16 protein-coding genes and 1 pseudogene are annotated in these 21685 nt (G+C 70.2%); 7 read left to right on the top strand and 10 right to left on the bottom strand.

The window, feature by feature from the left end; all coding sequences use genetic code 11:
* Positions 1-2: 2 nt before the first annotated feature.
* Both EAO72_RS14860 and EAO72_RS14855 read right to left on the bottom strand, forming a co-directional pair.
* Positions 3-977 (bottom strand): ABC transporter ATP-binding protein, encoded by a 975-nt coding sequence (locus EAO72_RS14860; protein WP_148017848.1) that lies wholly within the window; start codon positions 975-977, stop codon positions 3-5.
* Between the two features lie 154 nt (positions 978-1131).
* Complete coding sequence (locus tag EAO72_RS14855; protein ID WP_148017759.1) at positions 1132-2451, bottom strand: NYN domain-containing protein; 1320 nt, start codon at positions 2449-2451, stop codon at positions 1132-1134.
* Positions 2452-2711: 260 nt separating this feature from the next.
* Here EAO72_RS14855 and EAO72_RS14850 point away from each other — a divergent pair, with 260 nt between their 5' ends.
* Complete coding sequence (locus EAO72_RS14850; protein WP_148017758.1) at positions 2712-2891, top strand: hypothetical protein; 180 nt, start codon at positions 2712-2714, stop codon at positions 2889-2891.
* A 92-nt stretch (positions 2892-2983) separates the two neighbouring features.
* Here EAO72_RS14850 and dnaE read toward each other — a convergent pair whose 3' ends face one another.
* Positions 2984-6520, bottom strand: a complete 3537-nt coding sequence (dnaE, locus tag EAO72_RS14845; RefSeq protein WP_148017757.1) for a DNA polymerase III subunit alpha — start codon at positions 6518-6520, stop codon at positions 2984-2986.
* Between the two features lie 180 nt (positions 6521-6700).
* Here dnaE and EAO72_RS14840 point away from each other — a divergent pair, with 180 nt between their 5' ends.
* From EAO72_RS14840 to EAO72_RS14825, 4 genes are all read left to right on the top strand, one after another.
* Positions 6701-8026: a DUF2252 domain-containing protein gene (locus EAO72_RS14840; RefSeq protein ID WP_148017756.1), complete on the top strand. Its 1326-nt coding sequence runs from the start codon at positions 6701-6703 to the stop codon at positions 8024-8026.
* A gap of 65 nt (positions 8027-8091) precedes the next feature.
* On the top strand, positions 8092-8823 hold the full coding sequence (locus EAO72_RS14835) for a hypothetical protein (RefSeq protein ID WP_187285053.1): 732 nt from the start codon (positions 8092-8094) through the stop codon (positions 8821-8823).
* A 51-nt stretch (positions 8824-8874) separates the two neighbouring features.
* Positions 8875-9690 (top strand): DsbA family protein, encoded by an 816-nt coding sequence (locus tag EAO72_RS14830; protein WP_148017754.1) that lies wholly within the window; start codon positions 8875-8877, stop codon positions 9688-9690.
* 391 nt (positions 9691-10081) lie between these two features.
* The gene (locus EAO72_RS14825; protein WP_148017753.1) at positions 10082-11050 is read left to right on the top strand and encodes a zinc metalloprotease; all 969 of its coding nucleotides are present in this window, start codon (positions 10082-10084) and stop codon (positions 11048-11050) included.
* Positions 11051-11111: 61 nt separating this feature from the next.
* Here the strand turns inward: EAO72_RS14825 and EAO72_RS14820 are convergent, their stop codons facing one another.
* On the bottom strand, positions 11112-11690 hold the full coding sequence (locus EAO72_RS14820; protein WP_148017752.1) for a dienelactone hydrolase family protein: 579 nt from the start codon (positions 11688-11690) through the stop codon (positions 11112-11114).
* 70 nt (positions 11691-11760) lie between these two features.
* Between EAO72_RS14820 and EAO72_RS14815 the strand changes: the two genes are divergently transcribed.
* Entirely contained in the window at positions 11761-12885 is a 1125-nt protein-coding gene (locus EAO72_RS14815; RefSeq protein WP_148017847.1) for a mechanosensitive ion channel family protein, read from the top strand.
* A 24-nt stretch (positions 12886-12909) separates the two neighbouring features.
* On the opposite strand, the gene EAO72_RS14810 is transcribed toward EAO72_RS14815, so the two are convergent.
* From EAO72_RS14810 to EAO72_RS14790, 5 genes are all read right to left on the bottom strand, one after another.
* Positions 12910-14496, bottom strand: coding sequence for a Na+/H+ antiporter (locus EAO72_RS14810; RefSeq protein ID WP_148017751.1), 1587 nt, complete (start codon positions 14494-14496; stop codon positions 12910-12912).
* 133 nt (positions 14497-14629) lie between these two features.
* Entirely contained in the window at positions 14630-15100 is a 471-nt protein-coding gene (locus tag EAO72_RS14805) for a GNAT family N-acetyltransferase (protein ID WP_148017750.1), read from the bottom strand.
* Positions 15097-16038 (bottom strand): RluA family pseudouridine synthase, encoded by a 942-nt coding sequence (locus EAO72_RS14800; RefSeq protein ID WP_148017749.1) that lies wholly within the window; start codon positions 16036-16038, stop codon positions 15097-15099. The genes EAO72_RS14805 and EAO72_RS14800 overlap by 4 nt, the downstream gene beginning before the upstream one ends.
* 23 nt (positions 16039-16061) lie before the next feature.
* On the bottom strand, positions 16062-16724 hold the full coding sequence (gene lspA / locus EAO72_RS14795; RefSeq protein ID WP_148017748.1) for a signal peptidase II: 663 nt from the start codon (positions 16722-16724) through the stop codon (positions 16062-16064).
* 57 nt (positions 16725-16781) lie between these two features.
* Positions 16782-17618 (bottom strand): TraR/DksA family transcriptional regulator, encoded by an 837-nt coding sequence (locus EAO72_RS14790; protein ID WP_187285052.1) that lies wholly within the window; start codon positions 17616-17618, stop codon positions 16782-16784.
* A 577-nt stretch (positions 17619-18195) separates the two neighbouring features.
* On the opposite strand from EAO72_RS14790, the gene ileS reads away from it, so the two are divergent.
* Complete coding sequence (gene ileS / locus EAO72_RS14785; RefSeq protein ID WP_148017747.1) at positions 18196-21345, top strand: isoleucine--tRNA ligase; 3150 nt, start codon at positions 18196-18198, stop codon at positions 21343-21345.
* Positions 21346-21554: 209 nt separating this feature from the next.
* Here the strand turns inward: ileS and EAO72_RS14780 are convergent.
* A pseudogene (locus EAO72_RS14780) lies at positions 21555-21685 on the bottom strand (DivIVA domain-containing protein); the annotation flags it as partial.

Genomic DNA, 21685 nt, shown 5'->3' with positions numbered 1-21685 from the left:
CGTCATGCCTTCACCAGTCCCTTGGCCGCGTCCCCGCCGAGCGCCAGATAGACGTCCTCCAGGCTGGGCGTCGCGAGGGTGAAGTCGTCGAGTGCGGCGAAGGCCGCACCACCGGTCACGGCTGCGACCGCCGCGCGCGCCTCGTCGGGCCCGAGCCGCAGCACCCAGCGGCGCCCGGACTCCTGCGCGGACGCCCGGAGGGCGGCGACCTCGGGCACGTCCAGCGGTGCCCGCTCGCGCCACACCAGTTCCACCCGGACCTCGCCCGCGACCCGTTCCTTGAGCCCGGCCGGGGTGTCGCAGGCGATGACCTTGCCGCGTTCCATGACGGCGACGCGGTCGAGGACGGTCTCGGCCTCGATGACGTTGTGGGTGACCAGCAGCACCGTCGCACCGCGTTCGGCACGGCGCCGGTCGACGGCGGCCCAGACGGCGCGCCGGGCGACGGGGTCCATGCCGGTCGTCGGCTCGTCGAGGATGAGTACCGGACGCTCCCCGATCAGCGCGGCCGCGACACAGGCGAGCCGTCGCTGACCGCCGGAGAGCTTCTTCAGCGGGCGGCCGGCGAGTTCGCCGAGGCCGAGCTCGCCGAGCACCGCGTCGCGTTCGGCACGGGCCTCGCCCACCGGCAGGCCGCGCAGCCGTCCGGTGGTCTCGGCGGCGAGCCCGACGGTCAGCTCGTCGAGCGCGGTCGACTCCTGTCCGAGGTAGCCGATCAGCCGGGAGGCCCGTTCCGGGTGGCGGACGAGGTCGTGGCCCAGCATGTCGACGCTGCCCGAGTCGGGCCGCATCAGTCCGGTGAGCTGGCGTACGAGGGTGGATTTGCCGGCACCGTTGGGGCCGAGCAGGCCGAAGATCTCGCCGCGGCGGATGTCCAGGCTGATGCCGTCGGTGGCACGGACCTCGGGTGTGGCGGGGGTGCCGCGCCGGCCCCGGGCCGCGGGGTAGGTCTTGACCAGATCACGCACCGCGCACACGGTGCCGTTCGCCGACTGCGCCTGTGCTGTGCCCGTACTCACGAGGTACGAGGGTACGGGGTCCGGGCACCCGCATTACGCCCGGGGCCGCACCGATCGGACATCAACGCCGCGAACAGCGACCGGGTTGAGCGCCTCGGGTACCGATGCGGGCTCAGTCCCCGGACGACGCCGCGTTCCCGGGTTTCACGGCAGCCGAAGCCGGCGTGGGGTGCTTCTCGCCCGCCGGGGGATGCTCGGCCGCGGCCCGTACGTCGATCTCGCGCCAGAATCCCGCCCGGATCGCGTACCGGTCGTGCTCGTCGATCTGGTCGTCCTTGTGGGCGAGCAGCCCGAAGCGGGCGGCGTACCGCAGGAGCTCGCCGTCGATGCGGTGCGGGATGCGGGGGTACATGGTGGACAGCTTCTGCAGGTGGACGGTCTCCGGCAGGCGTTCCATCCAGCGCCGGGCGAAGACCTGGCCCACTTCGAAGGGGTCGCCGCCGACCGTGGTGATGTCCTCCTCGCGGTCCGCCCAGCGCTGCTCGGCGCTGGTGAGCTGCGCGAGCGTCGGCAGGGACGCGGTCTCGGGCGGTTCACCGAGGGGGCCGCCGCGCTCCACCCAGCCGCGGTCGGAGGACCAGCGCAGGGTCGCGTTGGCGGCCGGCGGGGCGGGCTGCTGGCGGTCGGCGGGGCCGCGCAGGGTGCCGGCGAGGTCCTTCGGGGTGGGCACGCCCCGTCCGCCGTGGCCGTGCCCGCCGTGGCCGGTGTTCTCCTCGGGCGGCACGTCCGTTCCGTTGTGGGCGGCGGCTTCGGCCTGGGCCTGGGAGGCCCGCTCGGCGGAGGCCGCGAGGGCCGCTTCGGGCAGGGGCGCGGAGAGGATCGCGGCGATCTCGGGATTGCGCGGGGCGGGCGGCGGGGCGCAGGCGCCGCCGGTCTCCTTGGCCTGTACGGCCCGGGTGATCCAGGCACGGTCCAGCACGCGCCGCTCGTCGGCCTCGGCGACCAGGTCCTCCGACTGGTTGTAGTCGCCGTCGGCGGCCTGGACGGCCCAGAGGTGGACGGCGACGCCGTGCTCCTTGGCGGACATCAGGCCGGGCAGCAGGTCCCCGTCACCGGTCACCAGGACGACGTCCGAGCAGGCCCGGTTCCTGGCGAGTTCGGTGAGTTCGGCGTGCATCGCCGCGTCGACGCCCTTCTGCGCCCACCGGCCGTCACTGCGCGTCAGGGCGCCCAGCCGGACCGTGACCCGCGGCATGACGCGCAGTCTGCGGTGTTCGGGCTGCGGTACGCGGTCGGGGGCGCCGTCGAACCAGTAGATCCGCAGCAGGGGCTGTTCCGTATCGGCTTCGGCCCGGTCCCGCAGGCCCTGGATCAGGGCCGCGTGGTCGACGGTGATGCGGGAACGGGCGGGCTCTCCGGCCAGCAGACTCGCGGCTGCGCCCAGCAAGTAGCCGGCGTCCACCAGGACGACGCAACGGTCCACGCGTTCCACCCTCTTCCAGGAATTCGGGAACGGGTCCAGCGGGTCCGGTCTTGGCCGAAGGCGCGGATCCGCTTACTCAGGGTTTCCTTCGAGTCTGCCCGACCGCGCGAAGGTTGACGGCCGGAACTCGATCATCGGCGTGGCGGATCCGGAAAACCGCGCATCATACCCCCTCACTACGCACGGTAATGATCCAACATGCGGGGTTTATCCGATTATGTGAATCTGACAGCGGTCCTGGCCCCGAGAGTCCTTATAGGAGGAACACCATGGCCAAGAACAAGAACCGCAAGCAGGGCAGCCAGCAGGATCGCGCCTCCGAGTCGGAGCGCGGTGCGCAGGAGGCGCGTTCCACGGCTTTCGAGTCGCAGAACCAGCCCCAGGCACAGTCCCAGGGCAGCCCTGCCGATGTTGCGCGTAAGCATCAGCGGCGCTTCGGCCACAACTGACCGGACTTCTCCGGTACGGCCACAGGCCGGTAGCCGGGAGGGGCGCACCCGCTGTCGCGGGGCGCCCCTCCCGTGCGTGTACGGACGATCGCTCAGCCGGCCAGGCAGGACGGGCCGAGCAGTACCTTCAGGTCGCCGAAGAGCGCCGGGTCGGCCTTCACCCGGTGCCGGTCGAGGCGGAGGACCGTGGTCTTGCGGGGGCCCTGGAGCCTGATCCGTACCTCGGTGTCGCCCCGGTGGCTGTTGAGCACCTCGCCGAGCCGGCTGACCATGGGCGGGGTGATCTTGACGGTGGGGATGGTCAGCACCACGGGGGCGTTGGTGCCCGCGTTCGAGATGTCGGGGACCTGCATCTCCATGGCGACCAGCCGGGGCACGTCCTCGCGCTTGTCGAGGCGCCCCTTGACGAAGACGACGGTGTCCTCGACGAGCTGGGTGGAGACCAGCTGGTACGTGGCCGGGAAGAACATGCACTCGATCGAACCGGCCAGGTCCTCGACCGTGGCGATGGCCCAGGCGTTGCCCTGCTTGGTCATCTTGCGCTGGAGGCCGGAGATGATGCCGCCGATGGTGACGATCGCGCCGTCGCTGTGCTCGCCGCCGGTGAGCTGCGAGATCGCCGCGTCGGACTTGTCGCTCAGCACGTGCTCGATGCCGAAGAGCGGGTGGTCGGAGACGTAGAGCCCGAGCATCTCGCGCTCCTGGGCCAGCAGGTAGGACTTCTCCCACTCGATGTCGGAGAACTCCACGTCGAGACCGAAGCCCGGCTCGTCGCTGTCCTCCTCACCGCCGCCGAAGAGGTCGAACTGCCCCTCGGCCTCCTTGCGCTTGACCTGCACCACGTTGTCGATCATGGGTTCGTGGTGGGCGACGAGGCCCTTGCGGGTGTGGCCCATCTCGTCGAAGGCGCCGGCCTTGATGAGCGACTCCACGGTCCGCTTGTTGCAGACGACCGCCTCGACCTTGTCGAGGAAGTCGGGGAAGCTGCTGTACTTCCCCTTCGCCTTGCGGCACCGGATGATCGAGTCGACGACGTTCTGGCCGACGTTCCGGATGGCCGTCAGCCCGAAGAGGATGACGTCGTCACCCTGTGCGGCGAAGTTCGACTCCGACTCGTTGACGTTCGGCGGGAGCACCTTGATGCCCATGCGGCGGCACTCGTTGAGGTAGACCGCCGACTTGTCCTTGTCGTCCTTGACCGAGGTGAGCAGCGCCGCCATGTACTCGGCGGGGTAGTTCGCCTTGAGGTATCCGGTCCAGTAGGTGACCAGGCCGTACGCCGAGGAGTGCGCCTTGTTGAAGGCGTATCCGGCGAAGGGGACCAGCACGTCCCACAGCGCCTTGATCGCGGCGTCGGAGAAGCCGTTCTTCTTGGCGCCCGCCTCGAACAGGACGAAGTTCTTCGCCAGCTCGTCGGCCTTCTTCTTGCCCATCACGCGGCGCAGGATGTCGGCCTCGCCGAGCGAGTACCCGGCGACGATCTGGGCGGCCTTCTGGACCTGCTCCTGGTACACGATCAGGCCGTAGGTGAGGCCGAGGACCTCCTTGAGCGGCTCCTCCAGCTCCGGGTGGATCGGGGTGATCTCCTGGCGGCCGTTCTTGCGCTCGGCGTAGTTCGTGTGCGAGTTCATGCCCATCGGGCCCGGCCGGTACAGGGCCGAGACGGCGGAGATGTCCTCGAAGTTGTCGGGCTGCATCTGGCGCAGCAGGGAGCGCATGGGACCGCCGTCGAACTGGAACACGCCGAGCGTGTCACCGCGGCAGAGCAGTTCGTACGTCTTGGGGTCGTCCAGCGGCAGGGCGAGCATCTCCAGGTCGATGCCCTTGTTGGCCTTCACCATCTTGATGGCGTCGTCCATGATCGTCAGGTTGCGCAGGCCCAGGAAGTCCATCTTCAGCAGGCCGAGCGACTCACACTGCGGGTAGTCCCACTGCGTGATGGTGACGCCGTCGGTGTGCCGGACCCAGACCGGGGCGTGGTCGACGATGGGCTCGCTGGACATGATCACGCCGGCGGCGTGGACGCCCATCTGCCGGACGAGCCCCTCGACGCCCTTCGCGGTGTCGATGACCTTCTGGACGTCCGGCTCGTTCTCGTACATCCCCCGGATCTCGCCCGCCTCGCTGTAGCGCGGGTGCTTGGGGTCGGTGATGCCGCTGAGGTCGATGCCCTTGCCGAGGACGTCGGCGGGCATGGCCTTGGTGAGCCGGTCGCCCATCGCGTACGGGTAGCCGAGAACGCGGGCGGAGTCCTTGATCGCGTTCTTTGCCTTGATCTTGCCGTAGGTGCCGATCATGGCGACCTTGTCGGCGCCGTACTTCTCGGTGACGTACCTGATCACCTCGACGCGCCTGCGCTCGTCGAAGTCGATGTCGACGTCGGGCATGGAGACGCGCTCGGGGTTGAGGAAGCGCTCGAAGATCAGTCCGTGCTCGATCGGGTCGAGGTCGGTGATGCCCATCGCGTACGAGACGATCGAACCGGCGGCGGAGCCTCGGCCGGGGCCGACCGCGATGCCGTTGTTCTTGGCCCACATGATGAAGTCGGCGACGACCAGGAAGTACCCCGGGAACCCCATCTGGATGATGATGTCCATCTCGTACTCGACCTGCTTCTGCCGGTCCTCGGGGACCCCGCCCGGGAAGCGGCGGTTCATCCCGGCCCGGACCTCCTCCTGGAACCAGGTGATCTCCGTGAAGCCCTCGGGGATGTCGAACTTCGGCATCAGGTCGCGCTTCTCGAACATCCCGGTGGTGTCGATCTGCTGCGCGACCAGCAGGGTGTTGGCGCAGCCCTCCTGCCAGGCGTCCGAGGAGTCGACGGCGTACATCTCGTCCGTCGTCTTGAGGTAGTAGCCGGTGCCGTCGAAGCGGAAGCGGTCCGGGTCGGAGAGGTTCTTGCCGGTCTGGATGCAGAGCAGCGCGTCGTGCGCGGTCGCCTCGCTGGCGTAGGTGTAGTGCGAGTCGTTCGTCACGAGCGGCGGGATGTTCAGCTTCTTGCCGATTTCGAGGAGCCCGTCACGGACCCGGCGCTCGATCTCGATGCCGTGGTCCATCAGCTCCAGGAAGTACTTGCCCTCGCCGAAGATGTCCTTGTAGTCGGAGGCCGCCTGGACCGCCTCGTCGAACTGTCCGAGCCGCAGCCGGGTCTGCACCTCGCCCGAGGGGCAGCCGGTGGACGCGATCAGGCCCTCGGACCACTGGGAGATGGTCTCCTTGTCCATCCGCGGCCACTTCTGCAGCCAGCCCTCGGCGTAGGCGTCCGAGGACAGCTTGAAGAGGTTGTGCAGCCCCTTGGCGTTCGACGCCCAGATCGTCTTGTGGGTGTAACCACCCGAACCGGAGACGTCGTCCCGCTTCTGGTGCGGCTGCCCCCACTGGATCTTGCGCTTGTGCTTGCGCGACTCCGGAGCGACGTACGCCTCGATGCCGATGATCGGGGTCACGTTCGCCTTGGCGGCCGAATGGAAGAAGTCGTACGCGCCGTGCAGGTTGCCGTGGTCGGTCATCGCGATATGGGACATGCCCATGTCGTTGCATGCCTCGAACATGTCCTTGAGCCGCGCGGCACCGTCCAGCAGCGAGTACTGGGTGTGGACGTGAAGGTGCGTGAAAGGCGGCTTGGTCACGGCGCTGTGCCTCCGGGGGAACTGCGGATGTCGGCTGGGGGGACAGCGTGGAAGTCTACTTCTCCGAGGTGACAACCGACGGGCACTACGCGATACGGTCGCGCGTTGGAAGGGCGAGGACACCCGTCCGTTTTGTCATGTACGTCGTCATGCAGGCCAGGTACCAGGAGGCACCCAGAGATGTCGGAACCGCAGACCGGCGCAGCGCAGCGCGGGGAGCAGATCCTCGAGGTCTTCGACACCGCCTTCGGTGAGCTGCTGGCCGCCGATCCGGCTGCCTTCCGCGTGAAGTTCCGCAAGATGGCGGGCTCCGCGTTCGCCTTCTACCGGGGCACAGCGTGCCTCTTCTACGACGACCTGGAGCGGGAGCGCCACGGGGGGCCGTATCTCGACGAGCGCACCGGCCGGGTGTGGATCCACGGCGATCTGCACGCGGAGAACTTCGGCACGTACATGGACGCCAACGGGCGCCTGGTCTTCAACGTGAACGACTTCGACGAGGCGTATGTGGGCCCCTTCACCTGGGACCTCAAGCGCTTCGCCGCCTCCGTCGCCCTGATCGGTTACGCGAAGGCCCTGGGCGACGACCAGATCACCGAGCTCGTCCGGGTGTACGCGGCGGCCTACCGCGAGCGGATCCACGCGCTGGCGACGGGCGCGAAGAACGACGAGGTGCCGCCGTTCACGCTGGACACCGCCGAGGGGCCGCTGCTGGGCGCCCTGCGGGTGGCCCGGTCGCTGACCCGGTTCTCGCTGCTGGACTCGATGACCGAGATCCGTGACTTCGAGCGCAGGTTCGCGGAGGGCGGCGGCTCGATCGACCTCGACGCGGCGACGCGCTACAAGGTCCTCGCCGCGTTCGACGGCTATCTGGAGACTTTGCCGGACTCGAGCCTGACCCGCCCGGACTCGTACCGCGTCAAGGACGTCGTCGGCAGGCGCGGGATCGGCATCGGATCGGCCGGGCTGCCCTCGTACAACATCCTTCTGGAGGGCAACAGCGACGCCCTGGAGAACGATGTCGTGATCTACCTCAAGCAGGCCCAGACGCCCGCCGTCTCCCGGCACATCACGGACGCGGCCGTGCGGAGCTACTTCCAGCACGAGGGGCACCGCACGGTGATCTCGCAGCGCGCGCTCCAGGCGCACGCCGACCCGTGGCTGGGCTGGACCGAGCTGGACGGGGCCGGTCAGCTGGTCGCCGAGGTCTCGCCGTACGCGGTCGACCTGGACTGGTCCGACATCGACGAGCCCGAGGAGATCGCGGCGGTCGTCGCCGACCTCGGCCGGGCCACGGCCACGATGCACTCCGCCGCGGACGACGAGAGCGGCCACTCGCTGGTGCCGTTCTCCACCGAGCGGGCGATCGACGCGGCGATCGCGGCGGACGAGGAGGGCTTCGGGGACCTGCTGGTGGACTTCGCCCACAGTTACGGGGCCCGGGCGCGCGCGGACCACCAGATCTTCGTGGACCTCTTCCGCAACGGCCGCATCCCGGGGCTGTAAGCCTTCCCACAGCACAGCTGCCCTTTAGGGCTGGCTTACAGGTTCGCATGCGACACTCCCTGACGATGGATATCTCCGGGACGCAGCTCAGAGTCGTACGCGCGGCGCTTTTCACAGCGCTCGTCGTGACGCTCTCGGCTGCCTCCCACGTGCTGCTCTCCCGGGTCCCGCTGCCGCTGACCCTCGTCGCCGTGCTGGCCGCTGCCGTCTTCGCGACGGCCTACGCGCTGGCCGGCCGGGAGCGCGGCTTCGGGGCCATCGCCGGACTGCTGGTGCCGCTGGAGCTGGCCGCCGACACCGTCTTCACCACCGGCCAGCACCTCTGTTACGGGGCGGCCGGTGGCCCGATCGCCGGACCGCTGCGATCGGTCGGCGTCGATGTGCTGTGCGGCGGCGGTGACGTCGGAAGAGGCGCGGCAGGGCTCGGCGGTGTCGGCGAGGTGGGCACTCCGCTGGCCTCGGTGACGGCCGGCGGTCACGGCGCGGCCGCGCTGCTGGCCTCGCCCGGGCCCCTGGTGCCGTGGCTGCTGCTGGCCGCGCATGTGACGGTCGGGCTGCTCGCCGCCGCCTGGCTGCACCGCGGTGAGCTGGCGCTCGCCGGGCTGCTGGGCGCGTTCACGCTGCTGGCGTTCCGGCCGCTGCTGATCGCGGTGGCCGTGGCGGGGGCGGTCCGCCGCTCCGCACGCGCCGAAGTACCCGCCGCCGGTCCCGGCCCGCATCTGCTCGCCCACGCCCGCCTCCTGGTGCACTCCGTGGGACGGAGGGGACCGCCGCGCTCGGCCTGCGCCACCGCCTGAGCACGCAAGTCCCTGACGACGTACGACCACGCACCCCACGGAGAACCGATCATGAGCAAGCGCAACAGCCAGGCCAACAAGTCCGCCGCCCGCGAGCGGCTGCGCGTGGAGCGCGAGCGCCAGGCCAAGAAGGACAAGACCCGCCGGCAGGTGGTCGTCGGCGTCTCGGTCGTCGCCGCCCTGGCGATCATCGGCGGCGGCGCCTACGGCGTGATGCAGCTGAACAAGCCCGGCCACTGGGACGAGGCGAAGGACGCGAAGAACGTCACCGCGCCGAAGAACACCTCGGGCGAGAACGGCACGACCGTGGTGGTCGGCAAGTCGACCGCCAAGAAGACGCTGGAGCTGTACGAGGACTCCCGCTGCCCGATCTGCGCCACGTTCGAGCAGACGGTGGGCGAGACGGTCCACAAGGACGTCGACGCCGGCAAGTACAAGGTCAAGTACGTCGGCGCCACGTTCATCGACAACAGCGACAACGGCGAGGGCTCGAAGAACGCGCTGAGTGCCCTGGGCGCCGCGCTGAACGTGAGCCCCGAGGCCTTCCTCGACTACAAGTACGCCCTCTACTCCGCGAAGTACCACCCGCAGGAGACGGAGGACAAGTTCAAGGACGACTCGTACCTGATCAAGGTCGCCGACACGGTCGACGCGCTGAAGGGCAACGACGCCTTCCAGAAGAACGTCAAGGACGGCACGTACGACGCCTGGGCGATGAAGATGTCCGCCGCCTTCGACAAGAGCGGTGTCCAGGGCACGCCCACGCTGAAGATGGATGGCAAGGCGCTGACCGGATCGGACGAGAAGAACGCCCCGATGACGGTGGCGGACTTCAACACCGCGATCACCGCCGCGCTGAAGGGCTGATCACCCGGACCCGCTCGAACGGGCAGGTGAACCCGCACGGTTCACCTGCCCGTTCGCGTGCGCCGAGCACATCGACCGACGGGATCCGGCCACCGCCGGCCGTGTTGACGGCGGATGACAGCACCGTGTCGGGCGGCGTTCCGGACGGATCCAATGCGGACACACCGGCCATCGCGACGACCCGGTAGATGACGCCCGTCTCCCAAACTCCGGAGCGGGCAGAAGATTTTCTTCCCGTTGTACCGGTTCGCACCCCGAATGATTGGGCCGGATCGATTCTCCCGCACATATGACATGCCCACGTAATCTCCCCGGCGGCGGGTGAGGAAATCCCTCCCCCACACATCCGCTAGGAGACCCTGTGCGCACTCTTGCCCGTATATCCCCGCGTATGCGCCACCGTGCGATCGGCACCGCCGTCCTGGCCGGAACCCTGGCCCTGGCACCCCTCACCGTCTCCTCCGGCGCCACCGCCGCATCCGGCACGGCCACCGCCACCGCCGCCGCTTCGGCCGAGGCCTGTGCCGACGCCCCGGCCGCCGCCACCGCCCGCCAGTCCCGCCCCTCGGGCCCGCAGCACGCCGCGGACCCCAACGAGCTCACCACCTCCCAGGCCGCGGCCATCGACAAGCAGCTGAAGCAGAGAGTCGCCGAGCGCCGGCTCACCGGCTCCACGCTCGCCGCGGGCGCGACCGTCCCCGTCTACTTCCACGTCATCCACTCCGGCACCACGGGCAAACTCACCGCGGGTGACATCAGCAGCCAGATGAGCGTGCTGAACGCGGCGTACAGCGGCCAGGGCACCGGCAACTCCCCCACCGGCTTCCAGTTCTCCCTGGCGGGCACCGACTACACGGACAACGCCTCCTGGTACAACCTCTCCTCGGGCTCCTCGGCCGAGAAGGCCATGAAGACGGCGCTGCGCAAGGGCGGCAAGAACGCGCTCAACGTCTACACCGCCAACCTCGGCGGCGGCCTGCTCGGCTGGGCGACCTTCCCGAGCTCCTACAACTCCAGCCCGTCGATGGACGGCGTGGTGATCCTGGACGCCTCGCTGCCGGGCGGCTCGGCCACCAACTACGACGAGGGCGACACCGCGACGCACGAGGTCGGCCACTGGATGGGGCTGTACCACACGTTCCAGGGCGGCTGTAACGGCAACGGCGACTACGTCTCCGACACCCCCGCGGAGAAGAGCGCCGCGTTCGAGTGCCCGACCGGGCGCGACACCTGCACCAACAAGACCGGCGTCGACCCGATCCACAACTTCATGGACTACACCTACGACTCCTGCATGTACCAGTTCACCGCGGGCCAGGTGCAGCGGATGAGCGACAGCTGGACCGCGTACCGCGGCTGATCCCGCTCCGTCGCGCCCGAAGGACCCCGCGCCGGTACCCGCGCGGGGTCCTTCGGCGTACTCACAGGGTGGCGAGGAAGCCGATCGCGACCTTCCACGCCAGCTCGGCCGACGCCTGGTCGAAGTCCGGCAGCTCGGCGTCGGTGAACAGGTGCCCCGCACCGGGGTACCGGTAGACCTCGACATCGGCGCCGGTCCGCTGCATCTGCAGATACCAGGAGTTCAGCCAGTCGTGCGTCTCGAACGGGTCCGGGTCGGCGACGTGCAGCTGAACGGGCAGCTCGTCCACCGAGGCGTTCTCCGCGATGTCCGACGTGCCGTGGAACAGCAGCAGCCCGCGCGCCTTCGCGTCCCCGAGCGCCAGCGTCTGGGCGACGGACGCGCCGAGCGAGAAGCCCACGTAGACCAGCCCGCGGTCCGAATAGGGCGCCGCGGCCAGCACGGCCCGCTTCAGCAGCTCCTCCTTGCCCGTCTCCTCCTTGAAGGCGAGCCCCTCCTCGACGGATTCGAAGGTGTGTCCCGCGAAGAGATCGGGCACGTGCACCTCATGCCCGGCGGCGCGCAACCGGTCGGCGGCCGCGTGCACCGCGGGGCGCAGACCGTACGTCGAGTGGAAAAGCATGATGTTCATGAGCCCCATGGTGCCATTCGGGAAGGCCCGGGCTCATCAGGAAGGTCCGGGCGGAGTCGAGAGCATGGAGAGCGAGAGCATGGAGAACGTACTGCGCCCGCTGATCGTCCTCGGCGGCACCGCCGTGATCACGCTGGTGGCGGGCTGGCTGCTCGACCTGCTGCTCAGGCGTGCTGACGGCCGCCACCACGAGACACCGTTGTGGGGGCTGCTGCGGCGCTGCCGGATCCCGTTCCAGCTGACGCTGGGCACGGCGCTGCTGCGGGCCACGTACACGCACACCCGGCTCGGCCTGGTCCGCGAGCACCGGACGGGCATCGGGCAGGTGCTGACGCTGGTCCTGATCGGGGCGTCGGCCTGGCTGGTGGTGCGGATCGCCGTGGCGGTCGTGGACTCGGTGTACGCGCGCTACGCGGCGAACACCCGCGATCCGGCGCGGGTGCGCCGGGTCCGGACCCAGGTGACGCTGATCCAGCGCGTGGTCATCGCGATCGTGACGACGGTCGCCGTCGCCGCGATGCTCCTGACGTTCCCCGCCATGCAGACCGTCGGCACCTCGATGCTGGCCTCGGCGGGTGTCCTCGGCATCGTCGCCGGTGTCGCCGCCCAGTCCACGCTCGGCAATCTCTTCGCGGGCCTGCAGATCGCCTTCGGCGACATGGTGCGGATCGGCGACACGGTGGTGGTGGACGGCGAATGGGGCACGATCGAGGAGATCACGCTGACCTTCCTCGCGGTCCGGACCTGGGACGAGCGGCGGATCACGATGCCGGTCTCGTACTTCACCAGCAAGCCCTTCGAGAACTGGTCGCGCGGCGGGATCCAGATGACCGGCTCGGTCTACTTCCACCTCGACCACTCCGCGCCGGTCGCCGCCATGCGGGAGCAGCTGCGGGACATCCTGGGCGAGTGCGCCGCGTGGGACGGCCGGGACTGGTCGCTGGCGGTCACCGACACCACGCCCTCCACGATCCAGGTGCGCGCGGTGGTCACGGCGAAGGACGCGGACGACATCTGGACGGTGCGCTGCGCGGTCCGTGAGCAGCTGATCGGCTGGCTGCGCGACCACCACCCGTACGCGCTGCCGCGGATCGCCACGGCCCCCGCGGCCCTGCCGCCGGGCGATTCCTGGCCGACCGCCGGCGGGGAGACGGACGAGAAGCCGGCGGGCTGGGGCAGGGCGCCGCGCACCGGCCGCGGCTGACCTCCCGGGCGCCGGGGCGGACGGTCAGCGCAGGCTGCGTACGTCCAGCTGCCGCAGTACCCGGTCGACCACCTCGGGATCCGCGCCGGCCTCGCTGCGCGCGGAGAGCACCGCGTGGCGGGCGGCCGACATCATCTCGCGCTGGATCCGGCTGACCGCCTTGAACCGCTCGGCGCGCTGGGCGTACGCCTCGCGGCGCTCCTCGTCGACCATGTCGGGGCTGATCCGGGCACCGACGTCGTAGGCCAGGCGCTGGAGGCGTTCCACGACGTCCTCGGGGAACTCCTCGACCTCCTGGATCTCCTTGAGCCGCTGCTTGGCCGCCTTGGCGGCACGGATCGCGAGGTCCCGCTCCAGTGCGGCCTCGGCGTCCACGTCCGCCCGCACCCCCAGCCGGCGGACCAGCCAGGGAAGCGTGAGGCCCTGGAAGACGAGGGTGACCATGATCACGGCGAAGGCGATGAAAACGATCTCGTCGCGGCCCGGGAACGGCTTCCCGTCGTCCGTCTCCAGCGGGATGGCGAGCGCCAGGGCGACCGACGCCACGCCGCGCATCCCGGCCCACCACATGATCACGGTCTCCCGCCAGCTGGTGGGGATGTCCTCGCTGACGTCGCGGCCGGTGTGCAGCCGCTTGGCCAGCCAGGTCGCGGGGAGCAGATAGAGCAGCCGTACGCCGACGACGACGGCGACGACGGCCAGTGCCCAGCCGGTCATCTCCAGCCGGTGCCCGTCGGCGGTCCCGAAGACGTTGTGCAGTTCGAGGCCGATCAGCCCGAAGGCGACACCGGTGACGAGGGTGTCGACGATCTCCCAGAAGGTACGGCCGGTGAGCCGGCCGAGGACGTCGTCGGCGTCGGCGGTGTGCTCGGCGAGGAAGAGCGCGGTGGTCAGGACGGCCAGCACACCGGAGCCCATCAGCTCCTCGGCGAGCACGTAGCTGACGAACGGCACCAGCAGCGTGAGCCCGACCTGGAGGGTGGCATCGCCGAGCAGGCCCATGAGTTTGATGGTGAGCCAGCCGAGCGCGACGCCCACCGCCACGGCGACGACGGCGGACAGGACCAGCAGCCCGAACGCCTCGGGCAGCGAGAAGGTGCCGCTGACCGCCGCGGCGATCGCCACGTGGTAGAGCACGATCGCGGTCACGTCGTTGAACAGCCCCTCGCCCTCCAGGATCGAGATGAGTCTGCGGGGCAGTCCGACCGATCCGGCGACGGCGGTGGCCGCGACCGGGTCGGGCGGGGCGACGAGCGCGCCGAGCGCGAAGGCCGCGGCGAGGGGCAGTCCGGGGATGACCGCGTTGGCCACGGCGGCGACGACGGCCGTCGTGAGGAAGACCAGGGCGACGGCCAGCAGGAAGATCGGCCGTTTGTTGGCGGCGAACTGCCGCCATGAGGTGCGCTGCACGGAGGCGTAGAGCAGGGGCGGCAGCAACGCGGGAAGAATGATCTCCGGCGGGATGTCCACGTTCGGTACGAAGCTGAGGAAGGCCATCACGACGCCCATGAGGGTCATCAGCACCGGCGCCGGAAGCCCGAGCCGGTCCCCCAGGGGCACGGTGACCACGGCTCCGAGCAACAACAGGAGCAGCAGGGCCATTTGATCCACGAGGTGCCTTCCGGAGCGCGCCGAACCGGCCGCGTCCACCGGCCGGTCTCCCGTGCAAGCCTGCCACGCAGGCACCACAATCCGGACAACGCCCCCTGATCCGGCCCGGTCCTCCCCGGTCCGGACGGGAGACCTACGGGTGCACGGTGCGACGCATCGCCCGGTGCGGAATGCCCGCGTCCGGGAACTCGGGGCCGTAGGCCGCGTACCCGAGCCGCTCGTAGAAGCCGAGCGCATGGGTCTGGGCATGCAGATCGACGGCTGTCAGGCCGAGTTCGCGGGCGGCGTCCTCGATGGCGCGCACCAGTGCCGCGCCGACGCCGAGACCGCGCGCCGCCTTGGTCACGGCGAGCCGGCCGAGCGAGCCGACGGCCGGATCGCCGCCGGTCTTCGCCGCCGCGGCCGGGCCGTGCAGCAGCCGGCCGGTGCCGAGCGCCGTACCGTCCGCGGCGACGGCGATGACATGCACCGCGTCCGCGTCGTAGGCGTCGTACTCGATCTCCTCGGGCACGTTCTGCTCGCCGACGAAGACGTCCCTGCGGATCCGGAAGCAGGCGGCACGGTCCTGCTCAGCGGTGACCGTGCGGGTGGTGTAGGAGGTCATTCGCTCTCGGCCGCGATCCTGTCGAGGGCCTGCCGGAGGTCGTCGGGGTAGCTGCTGGAGAACTCCACCCAGCTGCCGTCCGAGGGGTGCTCGAAGCCGAGCCGGACCGCGTGCAGCCACTGCCGGGTCAGTCCCAGGCGCTTGGCCATGGTCGGGTCGGCACCGTAGGTCAGGTCGCCGACGCAGGGGTGGCGGTGGGCGGACATGTGCACGCGGATCTGGTGGGTGCGGCCCGTCTCCAGCTTGATGTCCAGGAGGCTGGCGGCGCGGTACGCCTCGATCAGGTCGTAGTGCGTCACGGACGGCTTGCCCTCCGCCACGACGGCCCACTTGTAGTCGTGGGTGGGGTGGCGTCCGATGGGGGCGTCGATGGTGCCGCTCATCGGGTCCGGGTGGCCCTGGACCAGCGCGTGGTACTTCTTCTCGACGACCCGGTCGCGGAACTGGGCCTTCAGCAGGGTGTAGGCGCGCTCGGACTTGGCGACGACCATCAGGCCGGAGGTGCCGACGTCGAGCCGGTGCACGATGCCCTGGCGCTCGGCGGCGCCGGAGGTCGAGATCCGGTATCCGGCCGCGGCGAGACCGCCGATGACGGTGGTGCCGGTCCAGCCGGGGCTCGGGTGCGCGGCGACGCCGACCGGCTTCATGATCACGACGATGTCGTCGTCGTCGTGGACGATCTCCATGCCCTCGACGGGCTCGGCGACGATCTGTACCGGAGCGGGAGCCTGCGGCATCTCCACTTCCAGCCAGGCACCGCCCCGCACCCGTTCGGACTTCCCGACCACCGAACCGTCCACCTGCACCTTCCCGGCGGCGGCCAGCTCTGCGGCCTTGGTGCGGGAGAACCCGAACATCCGGGAGATGGCGGCGTCGACGCGCTCGCCTTCCAGGCCATCGGGTACGGGCAGGGTTCGGATCTCGGGTTGCGTACTCACCTGTCGAGTATGCCTTGCACGGCCTAGTCCTTGTGCACGGTGCCGTCGGGGTCCAGGCCCTTGAAGGACAGCAGCACGATCAGGATGCCTCCGCAGACGATCGCGGAGTCCGCCAGGTTGAAGACGGCGAAGTGGGCGGGGGCGATGAAGTCCACCACCGCACCCTCGAAGACACCGGGCGCGCGGAAGATGCGGTCGGTGAGGTTGCCGAGCGCCCCGCCGAGCAGCAGGCCGAGCGCGATCGCCCACGGCAGGCTGTACAGCTTGCGCGCGATCCGGGCGATCACCACGATGACGGCCGCCGCGATGATGGTGAAGATGATCGTGAAGGCCTCTCCGAGGCCGAACGCGGCGCCCGCGTTCCGGATCGCGTCGAGCCTGAGCCAGTCGCCGAAGATCTCGATCGGCTCCTGGTGCTCCAGCTTCGCCACCACGAGCATCTTGCTGCCCAGGTCGAGCAGGTAGGCGAGGACGGCGACGGAGAAGAGCAGGATGATCCGGCGCCGGCGTGTGGCCGGCGACCGGTCGACCGTCGCTCCCCCGTCGCCGGCGTCCGCGGCGTCCTGTCCGGCCGGCTCCGCGGCCTCCGGGGACACGCTCCCGTCGGCCTGCTCCGGCTCGGCTCCTTCGTGTCCCTCAGCCTCAGGGATGTCCGGCGTACCGATGATGCGCTCCGCCTCTGCCACGTGAGTCCCTCAACCTAGTTCCCGACTGAGGACGAGGGTACGACACACGGGTGGCAATCAGCCGCGTCGCTCCTGCTTCTGTTTGTCCTCGACACAGAGGGTGGCCCGGGGGAACGCCTGCATCCGCGCCTTGCCGATCGGATTGCCGCAGATCTCACAGAGTCCGTACGTGCCCGCGTCGAGCCGGGCCAGTGCCCTTTCGGTCTGCTCCAGCATCTCCTGGGCGTTGGCGGCCAGCGACATCTCGTGCTCGCGGGTGATGTTCTTGGTGCCGGTGTCCGCCTCGTCGTCACCTGCCCCGTCGCCCGAGTCCCGCATCAGGCCGGCCAGCGCCAGGCCCGAAGCCTCCAGCTCGTTGCGGAGCCGGGTGATCTCGCCGGTCAGCTCGGTGCGCGCGGCCGCGACCTCCTCCGGCGTCCAGGGGTCCTCGCCCGGCCGTACGGCCAGCTCTCCCGGGGCCGTCGCCACCCGTGCCGGGGGCACGGGTGCGGCGCTCCGGCCGGCCGGCCGGGTCCTGGCCGCGCTCTTCTTGGCTACCACCGTATGGGCTCCCGTCTGCTCGGCGGCCTCGGCCGCCCCCGTGGCCGCGTCGGCGGCCTTGTCCGAAGCCTGGTCGGCCGCGGTCTTCTTCGCTGCGGCCTTCTTCGCCGCGGTCTTCTTCGCCGTCGCCTTCTTGGCCGTCGTCGTCTTGACGGCCTTCTTCGCGGCCTTCTTGACGGCCTTCTTCGTGGTCGTGGCGGCCGCGGTGGTCTGCGCGGCCGTGTGCTCCGGCCCGGTCAGCGCGTCCGTGTCCGACGCGCTCTCCCGGCCGGTCTCTCCCGCCGTCTCCCCGGCTTCCGCGGCCGTGGATCTCGCCGACGCCGTCTTGTCTTCGGCAGTCTTCTTCGCCACCATGGCCGCGGCCCCTTCACGCATTGTGATCTTGCTCGCGAGTCGTGCTGGGACGATAAGTCGACCCCAGCCCCGCGGCAACGGGGCACGCCGCCGCATCGCCCCTCCCCGTGTCCGGATCACCGCCCGCCTGAAACCGTTGTGCCCAGCTCCCCGCCCGGTAATCCGCCTTCCGGCCGCCCGGCGGGCACCGCCGCGACCCGGTGCGCCCGGTCTGGCCATTCGGGTCACGCCGAGCGCTCCCGAAATCCGGTCGGCCGCCGACCCCCGCGGCCCGTACACTGGCCCCAGCGAGAGGCATGGATGGGACGAGTAGCGTCGTACGCAGCCCAGAGCGACCCGGGGACGGTGGAAGCCCGGGGGCGAGCGCGCCGTGAAGATCACCCCGGAGCCGCCGGAAGAAAGCTCGGGACACGTGGGCACCGCCCACGGACCCCGGGCCGGTAGAACCGGCATCGCACCCCAATGAGGGGGCCGCGGGCGGCACGTCCGGGGCCAAGGAGGGTGGTACCGCGGGATCCGGCATCGGTTCTCGTCCCTCCGACGGAAGTGGAAAACGTCCGCCGGAGGAAGCCCGCACATGACATCGCCGCAGTACCGCCAGGTACCCGCCCAGGTCGACCTGCCCGCGCTGGAGCACGCCGTGCTCGACTTCTGGCGCGAGAACAAGGTCTTCAGCCAGAGCCTCGAACAGTCCGAGGGCCGCCCCGAGTGGGTCTTCTACGAGGGCCCGCCGACCGCCAACGGCATGCCGGGCGCCCACCACATCGAGGCCCGCGTCTTCAAGGACGTCTTCCCGCGCTTCCGCACCATGCAGGGCTACCACGTCGGCCGCAAGGCAGGCTGGGACTGTCACGGTCTGCCGGTCGAGCTCGCGGTCGAGAAGGAGCTCGGCTTCAACGGCAAGAAGGACATCGAGGCGTACGGCATCGCCGAGTTCAACGCCAAGTGCCGTGAGTCCGTGACCCGGCACACCGACGCGTTCACCGAGCTCACGACCCGGATGGGTTACTGGGTCGACCTCGACGACGCGTACCGCACGATGGACCCCGAGTACGTCGAGTCCGTCTGGTGGTCCCTGAAGGAGATCTTCAACAAGGGCCTGCTCACCCAGGACCACCGCGTCGCCCCGTGGTGCCCGCGCTGCGGTACCGGACTCTCCGACCACGAGCTGGCCCAGGGGTACGAGACGGTCGTCGACCCCTCGGTCTTCGTACGCTTCCCGCTGACCTCCGGCCCGCTGGCCGGCGAGGCGGCCCTCCTGGTCTGGACGACGACGCCCTGGACCCTCGTCTCGAACACGGCGGTCGCCGCGCACCCCGAGGTCGAGTACGTCGTCGCGACGAACGGCGAGGAGAACCTCGTCGTGGCCCGGCCGCTCGTCGAGAAGGCGCTCGGCGAGGGCTGGGAGCTCACCGGCCAGTCCTTCACCGGCCGCGAGATGGAGCGCTGGACCTACGAGCGCCCGTTCGCCCTGATCGACTTCCCGGCCCCCGCGCACTACCTCGTCAACGCCGAGTACGTGACGACCGAGGACGGTACGGGTCTGGTCCACCAGTCGCCCGCCTTCGGCGCCGACGACCTCCTGGTCTGCAAGGCCTACGGCCTGCCGGTCGTCAACCCGGTCCGCCCCGACGGCACCTTCGAGGAGGACGTGCCGCTGGTCGGCGGCGTCTTCTTCAAGAAGGCCGACGAGACGCTCACCGAGGACCTGGCCGCCCGCGGCAAGCTCTTCCGCCACGTCCCGTACGAGCACAGCTACCCGCACTGCTGGCGCTGCCACACCGCGCTGCTCTACTACGCGCAGCCGTCCTGGTACATCCGCACGACCGCGGTCAAGGACCGGCTCCTCGAGGAGAACGAGAAGACCAACTGGTTCCCCGACTCGGTCAAGAACGGCCGCTTCGGTGACTGGCTGAACAACAACGTCGACTGGGCCCTGTCCCGCAACCGCTACTGGGGCACGCCGCTGCCGATCTGGCGCTGCGAGGACGACCACCTCACCTGCGTCGGCTCGCGCGCCGAGCTGACCGAGCTCACCGGCACCGACCTGTCCGGTCTGGACCCGCACAGGCCGTTCATCGACGAGATCACGTTCACCTGCTCCCACGAGAGCTGCCAGCTGGAGGCGTACCGCGTCCCCGAGGTCATCGACGCCTGGTACGACTCGGGCTCGATGCCGTTCGCGCAGTGGGGCTACCCGCACAAGAACAAGGAGATCTTCGAGAGCCGCTACCCGGCGCAGTTCATCTCGGAGGCGATCGACCAGACGCGCGGGTGGTTCTACACGCTGATGGCGGTCGGCACGCTGGTCTTCGACAAGTCGTCGTACGAGAACGTGGTGTGCCTGGGCCACATCCTGGCCGAGGACGGCCGGAAGATGTCCAAGCACCTGGGCAACACCCTGGAGCCCGTCCCGTTGATGGACCAGCACGGCGCGGACGCGGTCCGCTGGTTCATGGCGGCGGGCGGCTCCCCGTGGGCGGCGCGCCGCGTCGGCCACGGCACGATCCAGGAGGTCGTCCGCAAGACGCTCCTCACGTACTGGAACACGGTCGCCTTCCAGGCCCTGTACGCCCGCACGTCGCAATGGGCCCCCTCGGCCGCCGACCCGGCACCGGCCGACCGCACGGTCCTGGACCGCTGGCTGCTGAGCGAGCTGAACGCCCTGGTCGACCAGGTCACCCAGGCGCTGGAGGGCTACGACACCCAGCGGGCCGGCAAGCTGCTGTCCGCGTTCGTCGACGACCTGTCCAACTGGTACGTACGCCGCTCCCGCCGCCGCTTCTGGCAGGGCGACAAGGCGGCCCTGCGGACCCTGCACGACGTCGTCGAGACGGTCACCCGGCTGATGGCCCCGCTGACCCCGTTCATCACGGAGCGGGTCTGGCAGGACCTCGTCACCCCCGTCACCCCGGACGCCCCCGCCTCGGTCCACCTCTCCACGTGGCCGAAGGCGGACCTGTCGGCGATCGACCCGAGCCTGTCCGCGCAGATGGCCCTGGTCCGCCGCCTGGTCGAGCTGGGACGCGCCACGCGTGCCGAGTCGGGCGTCAAGACCCGCCAGCCGCTGTCGCGCGCCCTGGTCGCGGCCTCGGGCTTCGAGGCCCTCTCCCCCGAGCTCCACGGCCAGATCACGGAGGAGCTCAACGTCTCCTCCCTGGCCTCCCTGTCCGAGGTGGGAGGCTCGCTGGTCGACACGACGGCCAAGGCGAACTTCCGCGCTCTCGGCAAGCGGTTCGGCAAGGGGGTCCAGGCGGTGGCCAAGGCCGTCGCGAACGCGGACGCGGCGGCACTGTCGCTCGCCCTGCGTGAGGGCACGGCGACGGTCGAGGTCGACGGCGAGCAGATCGCCCTCGCGCCCGACGAGGTCATCATCACGGAGACCCCGCGCGAGGGCTGGTCGGTCGCGTCCGACTCGGGCGCCACGGTCGCCCTGGACCTGGAGATCACTCCGGAGCTGCGGCGCGCGGGCCTGGCCCGTGACGCGATCCGCCTGATCCAGGAGGCGCGCAAGAACAGCGGCCTGGACGTGGCGGACCGTATCGCCGTCCGCTGGACGTCCACGTCCCCCGCGACGGCCGAGGCCCTGACCGAGCACGCGTCGCTCATCGCGGACGAGGTCCTGGCCCTGGACTACGCCGAGGGCGAGGCGGACTCTGCGTACGGCGAGCCCTTCGAGGACGAGGGCCTGGCCCTGACGTTCCGCCTGCGCAAGACGGAGCGGTAGCCGGCAGCGCGCGAGGGGCCCGGCCGGGCAGTGGCAGTTTCCGGCCGGGCCCCTTCTTGTTCCCCGCCCCGCCCCTTCCCGAACCGAGGGCTCCGCCCCGGACCCCGCMCCTCAAACGCCGGKGYGGCTGGTGGTGAAACGGCTCTGCGAGGGTGGCGATGAAACGGCTCTGCGAGGGTGGTGATGACGGGGTTCGGCGAGGGTGGTGATGACGCGGCTCGCGTGGCGGCGGCCAGCTTGGCGCGCAGGTCCTCGTTCTCACGGAGCAGGCGGGTCAGCTCGGACTCGACCTCGTCGAGGAAGGCATCAACCTCGTCCTCGTCATAGCCTTCTCGGAGGC

It is taken from the genome of Streptomyces sp. OR43 (genome assembly GCF_008042275.1).
Taxonomy (GTDB): Bacteria; Actinomycetota; Actinomycetes; order Streptomycetales; family Streptomycetaceae; genus Streptomyces.
This window is presented reverse-complemented; position numbering and strand designations above follow the sequence as displayed.